The organism is Streptomyces sp. NPDC018019 (genome assembly GCF_044327805.1).
Taxonomy (GTDB): Bacteria; Actinomycetota; Actinomycetes; order Streptomycetales; family Streptomycetaceae; genus Streptomyces.
This window is the reverse complement of record NZ_JBIRGD010000039.1, coordinates 52,914-65,484: the sequence shown is the minus strand read 5'-3', so window position 1 is coordinate 65,484 and position 12,571 is coordinate 52,914. Positions and strand designations below refer to the sequence as shown.

General features: G+C 69.2%; 30 protein-coding genes. 17 read left to right on the top strand and 13 right to left on the bottom strand.

Features of this window, described 5'->3' with window-relative positions; all coding sequences use genetic code 11:
- Positions 1–29: 29 nt before the first annotated feature.
- The 11 genes from ACH4FX_RS39055 to ACH4FX_RS39005 form a co-directional block, all read right to left on the bottom strand.
- On the bottom strand, positions 30–380 hold the full coding sequence (locus ACH4FX_RS39055; RefSeq protein WP_398486258.1) for a hypothetical protein: 351 nt from the start codon (positions 378–380) through the stop codon (positions 30–32).
- A complete protein-coding gene (locus ACH4FX_RS39050) occupies positions 380–568 on the bottom strand; it encodes a hypothetical protein (RefSeq protein ID WP_398486257.1) in 189 nt (62 codons plus the stop codon). The genes ACH4FX_RS39055 and ACH4FX_RS39050 overlap by 1 nt, the downstream gene beginning before the upstream one ends.
- Positions 568–1,026, bottom strand: a complete 459-nt coding sequence (locus ACH4FX_RS39045; protein WP_398486256.1) for a hypothetical protein — start codon at positions 1,024–1,026, stop codon at positions 568–570. The genes ACH4FX_RS39050 and ACH4FX_RS39045 overlap by 1 nt, the downstream gene beginning before the upstream one ends.
- Positions 1,026–1,292 carry a hypothetical protein gene (locus tag ACH4FX_RS39040; protein ID WP_398486255.1) on the bottom strand — a complete coding sequence of 89 codons (267 nt, stop codon included), beginning with the start codon at positions 1,290–1,292 and terminating at the stop codon, positions 1,026–1,028. Before ACH4FX_RS39040 ends, ACH4FX_RS39045 begins: the two co-directional genes overlap by 1 nt.
- A 73-nt stretch (positions 1,293–1,365) precedes the next feature.
- Complete coding sequence (locus ACH4FX_RS39035; protein ID WP_398486254.1) at positions 1,366–1,596, bottom strand: hypothetical protein; 231 nt, start codon at positions 1,594–1,596, stop codon at positions 1,366–1,368.
- 36 nt (positions 1,597–1,632) lie between these two features.
- Positions 1,633–1,845 carry a hypothetical protein gene (locus ACH4FX_RS39030; RefSeq protein WP_398486253.1) on the bottom strand — a complete coding sequence of 71 codons (213 nt, stop codon included), beginning with the start codon at positions 1,843–1,845 and terminating at the stop codon, positions 1,633–1,635.
- A 71-nt stretch (positions 1,846–1,916) separates the two neighbouring features.
- Positions 1,917–2,273 (bottom strand): HIT family protein, encoded by a 357-nt coding sequence (locus ACH4FX_RS39025; RefSeq protein WP_398486252.1) that lies wholly within the window; start codon positions 2,271–2,273, stop codon positions 1,917–1,919.
- On the bottom strand, positions 2,270–2,461 hold the full coding sequence (locus tag ACH4FX_RS39020) for a hypothetical protein (protein ID WP_398486251.1): 192 nt from the start codon (positions 2,459–2,461) through the stop codon (positions 2,270–2,272). Before ACH4FX_RS39020 ends, ACH4FX_RS39025 begins: the two co-directional genes overlap by 4 nt.
- A complete protein-coding gene (locus tag ACH4FX_RS39015; protein ID WP_398486250.1) occupies positions 2,458–2,706 on the bottom strand; it encodes a helix-turn-helix domain-containing protein in 249 nt (82 codons plus the stop codon). The genes ACH4FX_RS39020 and ACH4FX_RS39015 overlap by 4 nt, the downstream gene beginning before the upstream one ends.
- Positions 2,707–2,889: 183 nt before the next feature.
- On the bottom strand, positions 2,890–3,666 hold the full coding sequence (locus tag ACH4FX_RS39010; protein ID WP_398486249.1) for a GntR family transcriptional regulator: 777 nt from the start codon (positions 3,664–3,666) through the stop codon (positions 2,890–2,892).
- A gap of 57 nt (positions 3,667–3,723) precedes the next feature.
- Positions 3,724–4,140 (bottom strand): TIGR03668 family PPOX class F420-dependent oxidoreductase, encoded by a 417-nt coding sequence (locus ACH4FX_RS39005; protein WP_398486248.1) that lies wholly within the window; start codon positions 4,138–4,140, stop codon positions 3,724–3,726.
- 101 nt (positions 4,141–4,241) lie between these two features.
- Here ACH4FX_RS39005 and ACH4FX_RS39000 point away from each other — a divergent pair, with 101 nt between their 5' ends.
- The gene (locus ACH4FX_RS39000) at positions 4,242–4,733 is read left to right on the top strand and encodes a GIY-YIG nuclease family protein (RefSeq protein WP_398486247.1); all 492 of its coding nucleotides are present in this window, start codon (positions 4,242–4,244) and stop codon (positions 4,731–4,733) included.
- Between the two features lie 1,170 nt (positions 4,734–5,903).
- Here the strand turns inward: ACH4FX_RS39000 and ACH4FX_RS38995 are convergent.
- Entirely contained in the window at positions 5,904–6,143 is a 240-nt protein-coding gene (locus ACH4FX_RS38995) for a hypothetical protein (protein WP_398486246.1), read from the bottom strand.
- Positions 6,136–6,342 carry a hypothetical protein gene (locus tag ACH4FX_RS38990; RefSeq protein WP_398486245.1) on the bottom strand — a complete coding sequence of 69 codons (207 nt, stop codon included), beginning with the start codon at positions 6,340–6,342 and terminating at the stop codon, positions 6,136–6,138. Before ACH4FX_RS38990 ends, ACH4FX_RS38995 begins: the two co-directional genes overlap by 8 nt.
- 432 nt (positions 6,343–6,774) lie before the next feature.
- On the opposite strand from ACH4FX_RS38990, the gene ACH4FX_RS38985 reads away from it, so the two are divergent.
- The 16 genes from ACH4FX_RS38985 (at position 6,775) to ACH4FX_RS38910 (ending at position 12,546) form a co-directional block, all read left to right on the top strand.
- Positions 6,775–7,230, top strand: a complete 456-nt coding sequence (locus tag ACH4FX_RS38985) for a DUF6907 domain-containing protein (RefSeq protein WP_398486244.1) — start codon at positions 6,775–6,777, stop codon at positions 7,228–7,230.
- Positions 7,227–7,496, top strand: a complete 270-nt coding sequence (locus tag ACH4FX_RS38980) for a hypothetical protein (protein WP_398486243.1) — start codon at positions 7,227–7,229, stop codon at positions 7,494–7,496. The genes ACH4FX_RS38985 and ACH4FX_RS38980 overlap by 4 nt, the downstream gene beginning before the upstream one ends.
- Positions 7,493–7,729, top strand: coding sequence for a helix-turn-helix transcriptional regulator (locus tag ACH4FX_RS38975; RefSeq protein WP_398486242.1), 237 nt, complete (start codon positions 7,493–7,495; stop codon positions 7,727–7,729). The genes ACH4FX_RS38980 and ACH4FX_RS38975 overlap by 4 nt, the downstream gene beginning before the upstream one ends.
- 390 nt (positions 7,730–8,119) lie before the next feature.
- The gene (locus ACH4FX_RS38970) at positions 8,120–8,935 is read left to right on the top strand and encodes a phage antirepressor N-terminal domain-containing protein (RefSeq protein WP_398486241.1); all 816 of its coding nucleotides are present in this window, start codon (positions 8,120–8,122) and stop codon (positions 8,933–8,935) included.
- Entirely contained in the window at positions 8,932–9,183 is a 252-nt protein-coding gene (locus ACH4FX_RS38965) for a hypothetical protein (RefSeq protein WP_398486240.1), read from the top strand. Before ACH4FX_RS38970 ends, ACH4FX_RS38965 begins: the two co-directional genes overlap by 4 nt.
- Complete coding sequence (locus ACH4FX_RS38960; protein ID WP_398486239.1) at positions 9,180–9,425, top strand: hypothetical protein; 246 nt, start codon at positions 9,180–9,182, stop codon at positions 9,423–9,425. Before ACH4FX_RS38965 ends, ACH4FX_RS38960 begins: the two co-directional genes overlap by 4 nt.
- On the top strand, positions 9,418–9,624 hold the full coding sequence (locus tag ACH4FX_RS38955; RefSeq protein ID WP_398486238.1) for a hypothetical protein: 207 nt from the start codon (positions 9,418–9,420) through the stop codon (positions 9,622–9,624). Before ACH4FX_RS38960 ends, ACH4FX_RS38955 begins: the two co-directional genes overlap by 8 nt.
- A complete protein-coding gene (locus ACH4FX_RS38950; protein WP_398486237.1) occupies positions 9,624–10,019 on the top strand; it encodes a hypothetical protein in 396 nt (131 codons plus the stop codon). The genes ACH4FX_RS38955 and ACH4FX_RS38950 overlap by 1 nt, the downstream gene beginning before the upstream one ends.
- Entirely contained in the window at positions 10,016–10,354 is a 339-nt protein-coding gene (locus ACH4FX_RS38945) for a hypothetical protein (protein ID WP_398486236.1), read from the top strand. Before ACH4FX_RS38950 ends, ACH4FX_RS38945 begins: the two co-directional genes overlap by 4 nt.
- A complete protein-coding gene (locus ACH4FX_RS38940; RefSeq protein WP_398486235.1) occupies positions 10,355–10,660 on the top strand; it encodes a hypothetical protein in 306 nt (101 codons plus the stop codon).
- Entirely contained in the window at positions 10,657–10,851 is a 195-nt protein-coding gene (locus ACH4FX_RS38935; RefSeq protein ID WP_398486234.1) for a hypothetical protein, read from the top strand. Before ACH4FX_RS38940 ends, ACH4FX_RS38935 begins: the two co-directional genes overlap by 4 nt.
- On the top strand, positions 10,848–11,027 hold the full coding sequence (locus ACH4FX_RS38930; RefSeq protein WP_398486233.1) for a hypothetical protein: 180 nt from the start codon (positions 10,848–10,850) through the stop codon (positions 11,025–11,027). The genes ACH4FX_RS38935 and ACH4FX_RS38930 overlap by 4 nt, the downstream gene beginning before the upstream one ends.
- The gene (locus tag ACH4FX_RS38925; RefSeq protein WP_398486232.1) at positions 11,024–11,263 is read left to right on the top strand and encodes a hypothetical protein; all 240 of its coding nucleotides are present in this window, start codon (positions 11,024–11,026) and stop codon (positions 11,261–11,263) included. The genes ACH4FX_RS38930 and ACH4FX_RS38925 overlap by 4 nt, the downstream gene beginning before the upstream one ends.
- Before the next feature lie 3 nt (positions 11,264–11,266).
- A complete protein-coding gene (locus ACH4FX_RS38920) occupies positions 11,267–11,632 on the top strand; it encodes a MazG-like family protein (protein WP_398486231.1) in 366 nt (121 codons plus the stop codon).
- Positions 11,625–11,939, top strand: a complete 315-nt coding sequence (locus ACH4FX_RS38915; protein WP_398486230.1) for a hypothetical protein — start codon at positions 11,625–11,627, stop codon at positions 11,937–11,939. The genes ACH4FX_RS38920 and ACH4FX_RS38915 overlap by 8 nt, the downstream gene beginning before the upstream one ends.
- A gap of 67 nt (positions 11,940–12,006) precedes the next feature.
- Positions 12,007–12,546 carry a hypothetical protein gene (locus tag ACH4FX_RS38910; protein WP_398486229.1) on the top strand — a complete coding sequence of 180 codons (540 nt, stop codon included), beginning with the start codon at positions 12,007–12,009 and terminating at the stop codon, positions 12,544–12,546.
- The last annotated feature ends 25 nt before the right edge of the window (positions 12,547–12,571 follow it).

The window sequence follows — 12,571 nt, the reverse complement described above, 5'->3', positions numbered from 1 at the left end:
GCCCCGCCTGCCACCCCGCCGGCGGGGCTTCACTGTCGCCGAACATCGGCACCGTGAACGCCGCCGTCATCGGCATTTTGAGTGTCGGGCAACACGGTGGCCAGGGCGCGCAGCCGGCGCAGTTCGTCGGGGCTGGCGCCGCGGGCCCGGATGGAGACGGTGCAGCTCTTGGCCGGGCAGGCGTAGAAGGTGGTGCTACGGGCCTCCTCGATCCGGTTGGCGAGGTACAGGCCGGTGGCGAGCGTGGAACAGGCAGCGCTGATGATCACGGCGACGCTGACGTCGTGCTCGGCGAGCTGAAAGGTGATCGCGCCGCTGATGAGGAGAGCGACGGCCTCGGCGACGACCGTGACGGTCTTGCGGGGAGATCGCTGGGGCATCACGCCCACCTCCGCCCGGCGTCGGGCCGCATCGCGATCCACACGAGGGTGGCGGCGAGCGCGGCCCCCGCGGCCAGCGGCGTCGACAGCAGCCAGCCGACGGCAGCCACGGCGGCGGCCGGCAGGGCCGGGCAGGCGATGACCAGCGCGACGGTCAGGGCCAGGGCGACCCAGGCGGCAGGACGCATCACGCACCCCCCGTCGCGCGGACCGCGGCGGCCAGCAGCTCGTCGTGGGCGCGCAGCGTGGCCTCGCGGGCCTCGTCCAGGACGTCCTCGGAGGAGTCGCCGAGGGCGAAGGTGGCGGCCACTGCCTCGCGGCCGGCGTGCAGCAGCTCCGGCTCCCGCGGCGCGACGACCTCCAGGCGGGCCATGGCGCGGGTGACCGCCGAGCGGGCCTCCCAGCGCTCCTGCCGTCCGGCCGCCGGGTCGCCGCCCTCACGGAGGGTCTGCAGCTTCAGGTACTGGTGACGGCGGTGGTCCACCAGGGCGCCGGCCAGCTCGACCGCGGCCTCGCCCACGTCCTGCCGGTGCCAGTCGGCGCGCTCCGCACGGGCGGCCCGCACCGCGGTCATGTACTGGATCAGCCCGGTCATCCCGGCACCCGCCAGCACGGAGGCGGCGGCGATGATGGCGTCGGTGTTCATCACGCCACCTCGCCCTGGTCCGCGCCGTACAGCTCGGCGGCCAGCGGGGGCTCATCAGGGTAGGCGCGGTCGTACTCGACGGCCTCGGCGTACAGGGCCAGCTGCTCGAACGGGTCGGCGGAGGTGACGTAGGCGGTCACCAGCTGCGCCCGGTAGGTGGCGTGCAGGTCGGGCACCAGCGCCGTGGCGCGGCGGCGGGCCGCCAGATCGGAGGTGGTCGCGGCGTCCGCGTCGGACAGAGCGGTGAAGTCGACGGTCGTGGCCATCGCAAGACTCCTGTCGAGTCGATAAGTCGATACGAGTGAGTGGCCGGGGCCCGGCAGCGCGGGCCCGGGCGGGTCAGGTGGTGGGGCGGGGCAGCTGGCGGCAGTTCGCGGCGTGGGTCTGGGCCCAGCTGGAGACAGCGCATGCGTAGCCGTTGCGGGTGTCGGCTTGGCAGCCGCGGCACTCGGCGGCGAAGCCGTCGTCGGTGACGTCGACGGTGATGTTCGTGTCAGCGAGCGCGACGCCCGCGAGGGTCAGGTAGCGATTGACGACGCCTTCGGGCCATGCGGCCTGCTGGGCGGCCATGGTTCGGTCCTTCCGGATTCGGGTGGGGAGGGGGGATCAGGCGGCGTCCTCGGGCTCGTCGATGTCGCCGAGCAGGCCACAGATATCGATTTCGGCCCGAGTCGCGCAGACGCCGCAGGTGTGGACGCGGATGCCGTGCTCATCCGGCGCGGCGGCGCTCATGGTCTGGTCGCAGCACAGGAGTACGGCTTCCGTGCCGATCTCGTCGCCGGGCTGAGGGTCAAAGCCGTAGTCGGTGGTGATGGGCATGGCGGGTCTCCTTCGGTGGGTGCGGGGCCCGGCCTGGAGCCGACAACGACCGGGCCCCGCCGGGTGGGTGGTCAGGCCGCGGTCTGCTGCGGCGTCCACGGCAGCGGCAGGCCGTCGCCGGCGGCGCGGGGGATGAAATGGGCGTGCGCGTGACGCACGGTCTGCGTGGCCTCGGCACCCTCAGAGATCACGAGATTGAAAGGCAGGCAGGTCGCGGACGCGTACTCGGCGGCCCGTTGGAAGACCATGCCGGTCACCATCGGATCCTCCGCGGGCCCGTCGACATGCACCCGCGGGACGATCAGCGCGTGCTGGTCGGCGACCGGATACAGCGGCACGATCGCAATCGCGTCCGACCAGCGGGCCAGAACCTCGGCCGGGGCCAGACCCGCGACAATGTCGCAGAAGACGCACGGGAGGGCGGTCACGACTCCCCCCTCGGCACGATCTTGAACATGTCGCCGTGCGCGGCGTACACCACGTGGACGTCCTCGCCCGCCGCGCGGAGGGCCTCGGCGTAGGCGTCGAGGATCATCGTGGCGCGCGGGTCGCCGGCCGGGAGCTGGCGGGAGACGGCGGGGGCGGTGGGGGCGGGTGGCTCGATGGCGACGGTCATGACGCGACCTCCGAAGGGGTGGGCGGGCGGTTCACGAACTCGACAACGGCATCGCGAGGGATCTTGGTGAGGGTGCGCCTGATTCGCCCACTCCCCCGGCTCACGGCTCGCAGTCGACCGGCCTTCACTGCGCGATAGATGGTCGCGGGATGCACGTCGAGCAGGGCGGCCACCTCAGACACGGTGAAGGAGTCACCGAGTTCGGCGAGCACCGCGTCGAGCGCGTCGGGGGTGGGGCTGGGCATCGGATCCTCCAGTCACAGCACGGGGCAATCCACCCCACATTTGTTTGAACAAATTGAAGCGAGTGGCGCAACCATAGCGACTGAGATTTGTTCAAGCAAGTACCTCAGGCTGATCGACTTTTGGGCACGACAAAGCGCCCCGAACTTGGAGGTCGGAGCGCTCGGCTTGCGGCTCTGACACCGCTACGGCACGTCTATGACGTACCTGAACATGTGCCGATCGGCGGCCACTCTGACCACCAGGACCTCGATAGCGCGCCCGGTCGCGTCGTAGGCGGTGCGCAGCGTGCGAACGAGGGGCACGCCCGGCGAGATGTCGAGTTCGCGCGCTTCCTCCGGCGTCGGCATCCGCGCTTCCAGGTCCTCCACGAACTGGACGATGCGCCGGGCGATCGGACCTTCAGAGTCCTCGATCAGAGAGTGGGCACCACCCTTGATTGGGCGAGGTTCAGCGATCCGGGTACCTTCGGCAATATCGACTGGGTAGTACGTCTCCATGAGTTGGGTGGGGTCACCGTCAACGGTGGCGACGATCACGCGCGAGATTACGGATGCACCTTCGGCCATGCCCAGTCTGGTCGCGACCTCGATGGGCGCCGGCACCGGACCGGCCTCGACGATCCTCTGCTTCGTCCGGCGCCCTTGAGCCGCTACCTCGGCGTTGTAGTTTGCCCGCCCGGTAGCCCGCCGGTCTCGGTAGTTCGCACCGGTAGACCGGAGATTGACATGCGGGCGCTCGCGCACGAACGCCCCACTACCTTGACGTGAGATCAAGAGCCCCTCCGACTTGAGGAGATCGATCGCCCGACGCACAGTCCCCCGAGACACGCTGAATCGCTGCGCCAGCTCAGCCTCGGTCTCCAGCTTGTCGCCCGGCGCAAGGTCTCCTCGCTTGACCTCTTGACGTAGCTGGTCTGCCACCCGCTTGTAGGGCGGCACCTTGTTGGGGGTGTCAGTCATCGCTCTCCCGAGATTTGTTGATACAACCCAGCGTAGCGCTTGGCCCTAAAATCGGCCTCAGCCAGAGATCGACCAACCCACCCATTTGTGGACAGAGATCACGATCAGAGGGCCCTTCGGGAAGGCCTCTCGGTACTGCGGGTACCGCTCGACTAGCGCGTCAGTCAGCCGAGCCTCGCTCGTGATGTCCACGACCGCCGCATCCCCGTCGGCGCGCACCCACCAAAGGTGCTGCCAGCCGTCGTCGTACTGGTCGACCAGGACAGAGACGGCTGGATTTTCGATGATGTTCCGAAGCCTCTTGAGGTTGCGGTTGGACTTCGGCTTGCTGTCTACGGCTATGGCGATCTCCTCGCCACGCCGAACGAACGTTGCCGGCACGAGATGGGGCCGCCCGTCCGCATCGGCCGTGGCAAGCCTGAGCACCCGAGCCCCGTCAAAGCGATCCCTGCACTGCGCCTCTGAGAGCTTCATACGACGACGCTACGGAAAACCGCCCCAGTCGCACTACTTGCAGGTCCCTCACGAAGGGGCTACCGTCGATCCCGAATTTGTTCAAACAAGTTGGAGGGGCAATGAACGACACGCCCTCAGAGGGGCGCACCGCGCTCTACCGCCTCTACGACGCCGAGGAAGACCTTCTCTACATCGGCATCAGCAGGAAACTGACGCAGCGCTTCCGGGAGCATGAGCATTCGCGGAGCTGGTGGCACTGCGTGAAGTACGTGGACCTGACCTGGTTCGACAGCCATCCCCGGGCATACGCGGCCGAGAAGGCGGCCCAGCATTCGGAGCGCCCGCCGTACAACGGCGTCGGCCACCTTGGCCTCGGGTGGCACGTTCCCCGCATCACCTACGACGACAGTGCGGACCGAGCAGCCATTCGAGCGCTCCTGCTCAACGACCTGCGGACTGGCAAGTACGCGCCAGGGAAGCATCTCTGGGAGTTGACCGTCAGTCGTGAGTACGGGTACTCGCGAATGAGCACCAGCAGCGTGATGTGGGCTCTCGCCGACGAGGGTCACCTGGTGAGACGGAAGGCCGGATACAACGTCCCCGCCAGATGAGCCCACCTCTGCCAGCGGCAGTACCGGACCGACACTTCGGGCCTGTAACGCTCATCCGACCCGCTACTTTCAGCCACCTTCCGAAGGGCTCAGACCGTGCCGAGAAAGGGGGAGAGCGTGCGCAGAACGGCCGCCTAAGCGGCAACACCAGGGATAATGGCAGGTCAGAGAAAAGAGCACTGCTCTTGTTGTGCTCCTTATGTGCACCTATTGATTTCTTGATCTAGCTGCACACACGTGGCCCGATCTTGTCGATCGGCTACGGTCCTCATTCACCAGCGACCACCGGCCCGCCCGCGGGCTCTGCTCTGCGCCACTTCCGCGCCAACTGATCTTCAGCTCGGCCGGTTGACCGGAGAGGCCGGCCCGTGACTCACGTGAGTCACGGGGGTCCGAGGCGCTTGCGCCCATCCGTCCAGCACGACGGGCGGGCCGCTAGTACCACCCGCGCCTTATCCCGGGTGAATGCCCGGGACTACCTGGAGGTTTGTGATGTTCCGAAGCTACCGGCCAGCGGCCGGCCTCCGCCGGGCTTCGAAGGTCTTCGGGCCGGCGGGCCGACTGCGGGAGCAGGGTGGTGTCGGCGCCGAGGAAGCACCCCTCAACGTTAAGAGCTGGGGTCGGCCGGGTCGGCCGGTGGGCGTATCCAGGGGCACTGCGTTGCGTGCCGCAGTGGCGAGGCGCCCTCTCGCTCGGCGCCGCTGTCGCCAGTCGGGGCTACTTCAGGTAGTAGAACGGCAAGAAGTCGGAGGTCAGCGATGTTTCGAAGGTACCGACCGGCGGCCGGCCTCGGCCGCGGTTCGCGGGTTTCCCGGGCCTGTGGGCTGGCGGCAGGGGCAGAGTGGTTTCGGTATCGAGCCACCACCCCCGAAATTTCGGGGGTGGTGATCCTGGCCGGCGGCCGGCGGAGCAGCCCTTCACGTTAAGGGGTGATGCGGCACGTAGCAGCTTTACCGATTTCTCGGAGTTTCATGGCGCGCACCCAAGGGATCGGTTTGCGGCGAGCATCAAGACCAGCTCTCTCTGCGCCTCAATTAAACGGTACCGTTTAATTATTGCAGGTCAGAGACAGAATCGGATCTGATCATTCCTCTTGTGAAAGTTGCAAGCGCCCTCACAAGAATGCAATGCTTCCCCGCATCGAATTTCCCCGGCAGGAGGTTCCCGGTGCTAAACCTCAACGTAGGCCACGACAATGATCGTGCCGAGTGTGGTGGCGTAGTAGATGACGCGCACGCTGTCCTGCTCGTATTCGCGAAGGGGGCTGTCGGCGAGGGGCCGGCCGACCTCGGGGTCGGCAGCGATGGCGTCGAGCACCACGTCGAGCCGGGCGAGGTCGTCGGCGGCGAGGGCGGCGAGCTGACGTTCGGCGGTCTCGTGGAAGGTGACGAGGGCGCGGCGCTCAGGCAACGTCGTGGGCCGCCTCGTCGTGGGGCGGGAGGCCACGTTCGGCGCGGATGTCGTCCCAGGTGCGGCAGTAGTCGAGGTCGACGCCTTCGTCGGCGAGCTGGAGCAGCGCGTAGGCGAGGGCCGGGTCCTGGGGGAAGGCGTCGCGTGCGGCACGCCGCATGCTGTCAGCTTCGTCGGGATCGAACACGATCCGAGCCATGGGGTCCTCCTGGCACTGGTCCCGGCACGACGGTAGCGCAGGCCGTGACGGGCTGGCACGGCCGTCGCACGAAGGAGGTGGTCACCATTCGCAGGTACGGCCTTTTCAGGCCAACAGTTATCCGGTCCCTCGTCTATGAGTTGTCTCAGTAGCTGGATCGGCGCGACAACACCAACGCGCAGGTCGCAAGCGTTCCTCTGTCTCTTAAGACTTGCCCTGACCTGCGGTGTTGAATAAATAACGGGTACAGGGACCGCTTCCGGTTCCACTTACTCGCACCGTGGCGCGTTCTAGTGTCACTTCCAGCACCACAACGGCCGGACCCCTTCGTGCAGGCACACGAAGTTCAGGCCCGGCCGCCGCTAGACCAGCGAGTTCGCAGCTCGCTGGACCGCTAGAGATCGATCCCTCGACAGGAAAGAGAGCTCTGCCATGAGCGTAGCAAGGCACGACATCCCGGCCGACTCCGCCGACGCTCCCATCCCGTACACCCTGTCTCCGGCCGCCGAGGCGCTCCCCCGCCTGGCCGCGACGTCGGTGCGCGGCGTCTCGGTGCGCGTCGTGTGCCCGGGCTGGTGCGTGACGGACCACGCGGCCGAGGGTGTGGCGTTCCTGGAGGACGTGCACCACTACGGTCCGCGGGTGCAGCTGTCCGTTCCGCTGTACGGCGGCGGCACCGGAAGCGTGATGGCCGCTCACCTGGCCTTGTGGCCGTTCGCCGCCGTCGAGGACGAGGGCCGCACGTACTTGGCGGTCGACCCGGACGGCTCGGGCGAGGTGAATAGCCTCTACCGCGAGGCCGCCCTCGCGTTCGCCGACCAGTTGGCCGCGCACGCCGCAGACATCCGGCGCCTGGCCGACTTCGTCGACGCTACGCCCCGGTCGTGAACGGCCGTCGCTACAGCCTGCCGGACTACCTGGCCGCACAGCCGATGCGTTCGGTGCTGGCCGGGCTGGGGATCCGGCAGGGCGCCCCCGTGCATGTGCTGGTGTTCGCGTACCGGCTCGCCGGTCGCCCGGAGGGGTGCGGGGCGTCGTCGGGCGCGGAACCGGCCGGCAGCCGCCACGTCTCGGTGACGTGCCCGGTTGGCGGTCTGCTGACGGAATTGTCGGCCCGCAACGCCGACCCGGCCGACGAGGAGGCGGAGCGGTGAGCGCGCGGGCCCGTACCTCGCAGCCGCGTGAGCGTAAGCGCCCCACGCTCGCCGAGGTTCGGCAGTGGTCCGCCACGGTCAATGTGCCGCAGGCCGCCAGTGTCCTGGGGTGTAGTCCTTCCCACCTCTATGACCTGATCAAGCGCGGCGAGGCGCCGGTCAAGACCTTGTCCTTCGGCCGCCGCCACGTCGTCATCACGCAGTCCCTGGTAGCTCTCTTGGAAGCGGCGTGATGATCAGCGAAGGCTCCCGCCCGGCCCCATAGGCAGAGGGTCCAAGCGGCCTGCTGGCGTGCGGGTGCGCGTTCCTCGTACCCGCACGCCGAGGCGGCCCGAAGACTCCGAGGCGGAGTACCGCACCGTCCAGAAGAAGGCACACGTCTTCGGGTGCTCCGTCCCGCACGTTCGCCGCGCACTCAAGAAGTCCGACTACCGCTTAGCGATCAGCAAACCGAACATGCGGCTCTCGCCCGCTGCTTCCGACGCACCGCGCCGAAGCCGAGCGACCGCGTCCGCACTCCCACCGCCGCCTAGCGCGGTATGCGGCCCCAACCGCCGGGGGCCTAAGCCCGGCAGCCGGGGCCTTCGAGATCCACCTTCACCTCTGTGCAGAAAGGGGACCCCGTGTCTCCATCATCCACTGAGTCGCGTGAGGTCGTGAAACTCGACCTGTCCGCCGGCTCCATCCACACCACCCTGATCGAGGGCCAGCCGCACATCGTGCTGAAGCCCGCCGTCGATGAGCTGGGGCTCGACTACTCGACGCAGCTCGCCAAGCTCCGCTCCCGCTCGTGGGCAACCGTGGGGCAGAGCCCCATGGTTGCCGAGGACGGCAAGACCCGGGCCATGCAGGTCGTCCCGGTCCGCACGTTCCTGATGCTCCTGGCGACGGTGAACGAGAACCGTGTCGCCGCGTCCGCCCGTCCGACGCTGGTTGCCTTCCAGAACGAGACCGCAGACGCCATCGAGGCGTACTGGACGCAGGGTGGCGCCATCAACCCGCGCGCCACCGAGGAACAGCTCGATTCGCTGATCTCGCGGGCGAAGCAGCAGGCCGAGGTGCTGTCGATCCTGGCGCCGATCGTCTCGCCGGAGTGGCTGGAGACGAAGGGCCGCTTGGTGGCCGCCCGCGCGCTCGGCGAGGAACCCGAGATCGACCCGCTGGACACGCCCCTGTACGTCCCGGACTTCCTGAAGAGCAAGGGGCTGCGGCGTCGGGACATCGAGTCGGTGCAGTCGTGGTTCGGCCGGCGGGCTGCGGCGCTGTTCGAGGAGGAGCACGGGGCGAAGCCCGGCAAGCGGCAGACGGACCTGCCGAACGGGTCGGTGCGTGAGACCTATGCCTGGACCCGCCGTCACCTGCCGGTGTTCGAGAAGACGTGGGCCCGCTTCTACGCGGACCGCTACCCGTCCCAGGGGCAGCTCGGGGGTGCGGCGTGAGCACCGACCTGATCCCCGTTCCGGTACCTGACGCGGTGACCGCTTTCAAGGCCCGCCGTCTCCCGGTCCGCGTGGCGGATGCCGTCCGCGAGCAGGCCGACGCGGTGCGCGAGGCCGTCTCCCACCACGGGCTGGGCATGGAGGCGCAGGCGGACCGCGAGGACGCCCTCGCCGTTGTCGCCCGCGCCAACAAGACGCTGGCCACGGTCCCGTCCCGCGGGTCGCTGGTTGTGCGAGGTGCGGCATGAGCGCCCGCGACGACATCCTGGCCGGCCTCCGTGCGTCGGAGGGCACGGCGATCGGCGACGCGTCGCCAGAGGAAGTGCTCGACAGGTACCGCGCCGAGGTGCTGCGCGAGGCCGCCGACGCCATTGCCGCCCCGGTGCCTCCGGTCGAGGCCGGTCCGCGTACCGAGCGTGAGCGGGGGCGCATGGAGGCCGTCGCCGAGCTGCGCCGCATGGCCGACGAGGCGGGTGGTCCCCGTGCCTGAGATGCCAGCTTCCCGCCGCGCGGAGATCGACGACCTGCTGTGGGACGAGACTGCCACCGCCGCCGTGCTGCGTGCGGCCGGGCGTGAGCTGGCCGCCGAGGTGGACCGGCTGCGCATGGTGGCCGCCCGGCAGAGCGTGCTGCTGAAGCGGGCGCACGACGAGGCCCGTACCGCCCTCGCGTACACCGGGGGTGCGTGATGGCGACGACGACCCCGCGCCTCTTCCCGGCGGCCGCCGAGTGGCAGCTCACCCGCCACAACCTCAACGAGATCGACGACCAGCTCGACCGCGACCACATCTTCACCAAGGGCCACTGGGAGAACGTTGACGGCCGCCTGGCCGTCACCGGCCTCCGCATCGGCTCCGACTACGCCGACCGGTGCGTTGCCAAGTTCGGCGACTTCATCACACGGCACCCCGACGGCACCTACACGGTCCGCACCGCCACCGCCGCCGAGAAGGCCGCCTACCGGCTCAAGGACTCCCTCCTCGCCGAGCAGCAGCACCAGTACCGCGACCTCGACACCGACAGCGCGTGCCGTCCCCGCGGCTTCACCTGCCCCGCCTGCCCGCCTGATGGAGGTGCGTCGTGACCCGCCCGATCTGTGTGGAGATGCTGGTGGCCCGCATCATCCGGGGCCTGCATGAGGACGATGAGCGGTTCCCGGCGACGCGCGGCTGGCAGGTTGGGGTGATGCCGGACGGGCTGCCGCTGCTCGCCGCCGAGTTGGCCGCCGCGGGCCCGGACGATGCGATGGACGTGCTGAAGCGGCTGGGTGAGCACCGTAAGTGGCGGCTATTGGATGTCGATGACCCGGCCCGGCTGGCGGTGGTCTTCACGTGGCCGGAGCCGGAGCACGGCAAGCCTCGCCCCGAACCGGAAGCCGTCGTCGAACTGTGGGCGCCGGCCGTGGCGGAGGTGGCGTAGATGACACCTGCACCGATACCCGCAGATCTGTGCCCTGCTCACCGGCGGATCGCCATGGACTGGCACAACAACGACTACGACGCCCGCAACCCAGGCGAGTGGCCCGCCGGCCGGTCGGTCAGCTCCGGGGAATGCACGCTGCTGATGGACTCACGCACCTCCCACGATGAGAGGGAAGCGGAGTTCGCCCGCAAGAACGCCGAGCAGGCCGAGTTGACCATTCGTGTTTGCCGCTCGGGCCGGTCACCGCAGTGCACCCCGGGACATCACCAGCCCGCCGTCGCGGAGGCGGTGATGGCCGCGTGAGCGAGCGCCGCTACCCGGTCCGTCCCCGGCCGGGCGACGACCCGCGATTCACTCTCGGCCTGGTGATCGATGTTGCTCAGGTCCTCCAGGACCACGGCTATCCGCCGGTCACGGGGCGCGACTTCGTGGAGCTGCAGCAGGCGCTCTTCGGGTTCCTCTACACCGGGCCCGGCGAGGAGGCGACGCCGTGACCGCCCCGCAGATCGCCGTCGTCGACTTCCTGGTTCTGCTCGCGCTGCTGCGCCGCATCACCGACCTCGAAAACCAGCTTGCCGGGGCTCGCCTGAGCGTCGAGCAGCAGCAGACCGACCACACCGCATGGCGGCTCCGGCACGGGCCGCGCCACAACGAGGGGACCGCCCGATGAAGCACCGCACCGCAACCGCCGCCGCGCTCCTGCTGCTGGCCTCCGCGCTGACGGCGTGCACCGACCGGGACGACGACTGCGAGGACCGGTCCATGGCCCCGGCCGCGGTGTCCGCGCCGCTGAAGCCCGGCCCCGGCGTCCGAGGCTCCCGCGGCAAGGCCGCCAAGCCCAAGGCGAAGACGCCGAGGCACGGCACCGGCCACGTCCACACCCACGACTACTGCGACGAGGGCTGAGCCATGCTGCACCCACAGTTGCTGACCACCGAGGAGCTGCTCGCCACGGACCTGTGGCCGACGATCCGCGGCTTCGTCGCCTGGCTGGATGACGCGAACGGCCGCGGCCAGGAAGAGCTGGCTCTCCGCATCCTGAAGATCACCGAGGAGGCGGGGGAGGTCGCCCAGGCGTACATCGGGATGACCGGCCAGAACCCGCGCAAGGGCGTCACCCACACCCGCGAGGACGTCGCCGACGAACTGTGCGACGTGGCCATCACCGCACTGACGGCGCTCACCTCCGTCGTCGACAACCCCGAGCAGGTGTTCGCGGCGCACCTCGGCCGCCGCCAGCAGCGGGTGAGCGAGTTGGAGGTGCGTCGTGGCTGACGAGCGCCTCGCGCAGATCAAAGCCCGTGTCGAAGCCGTCGAGGGGCCGTGGCTGCTTCAGGAAGACGACGGCGATACGTTCCGGGCCCCCGCCTGGGAGATCGTGCACGCCCAGTCAGGACGCATGCTCGCGCGAGTACGAGACTGGGCTGTCTCTGACGCCGAGTTCATCGCCAATGTGCCAGCCGACGTGCCGTGGCTGATCGGGCAGTTGGAGCAAGCCCGGAGCATCGCCGTCGGGCTGGAGAACGAGAACGCGCGGCTGCGAGCCCAGCTCACCGCCCTTGCCGTCCCGCCGGCCGCCTGACCTGCCGGGCGGGCCGTGACCAGCCCGGCCCGCCCGGCGACCAACCCCAGCATCCCAGGAGACCCCAATGATCGGAGAAGTGCGCGAGTACACGCTCACCTGCGCGAACGATCAGGTGCACACCGTGCCCCTCGCCAAAGAGATCGCGCCCGGCCTGCTCGTCTACCGCCTGCCCAACGAGATGCACCCCGACAACCCGCACCGCTGGCGCATCGGACACGAAGCCTCCGGCCTGTCCGTCACCGACGCCATGACCCGCGAAGAAGCCGTGGCGACCGCCGAAACACTCGGAACCCTCGCCGACTGGACGCAGGACGCCGACACCCTGCGCGCCACCGTCGACCCGGAGGAACTGTTCGCCAAGGTCCGCGCCTACCACTTGGCCACGCCCGCGGACCCCGCGCACCGGATGGCCGGCGACGTCTCCGGCAACGGCATCTACACCGACGCGGACATCGAAGAAGCAGCACGCGAGGCCAAGGCGGACGGCCTGAACGCCTACGAAATCCTCATCGCGATGTCGCACACGGTGCCGTGGATGGGCCTGGACACCGAGGAGTTCAACGAGGCCCACGACCGCATCGTCCGCCTGGCCGACGCCGCCTGACACCCACCGCCCCGCCCCTGGCCGC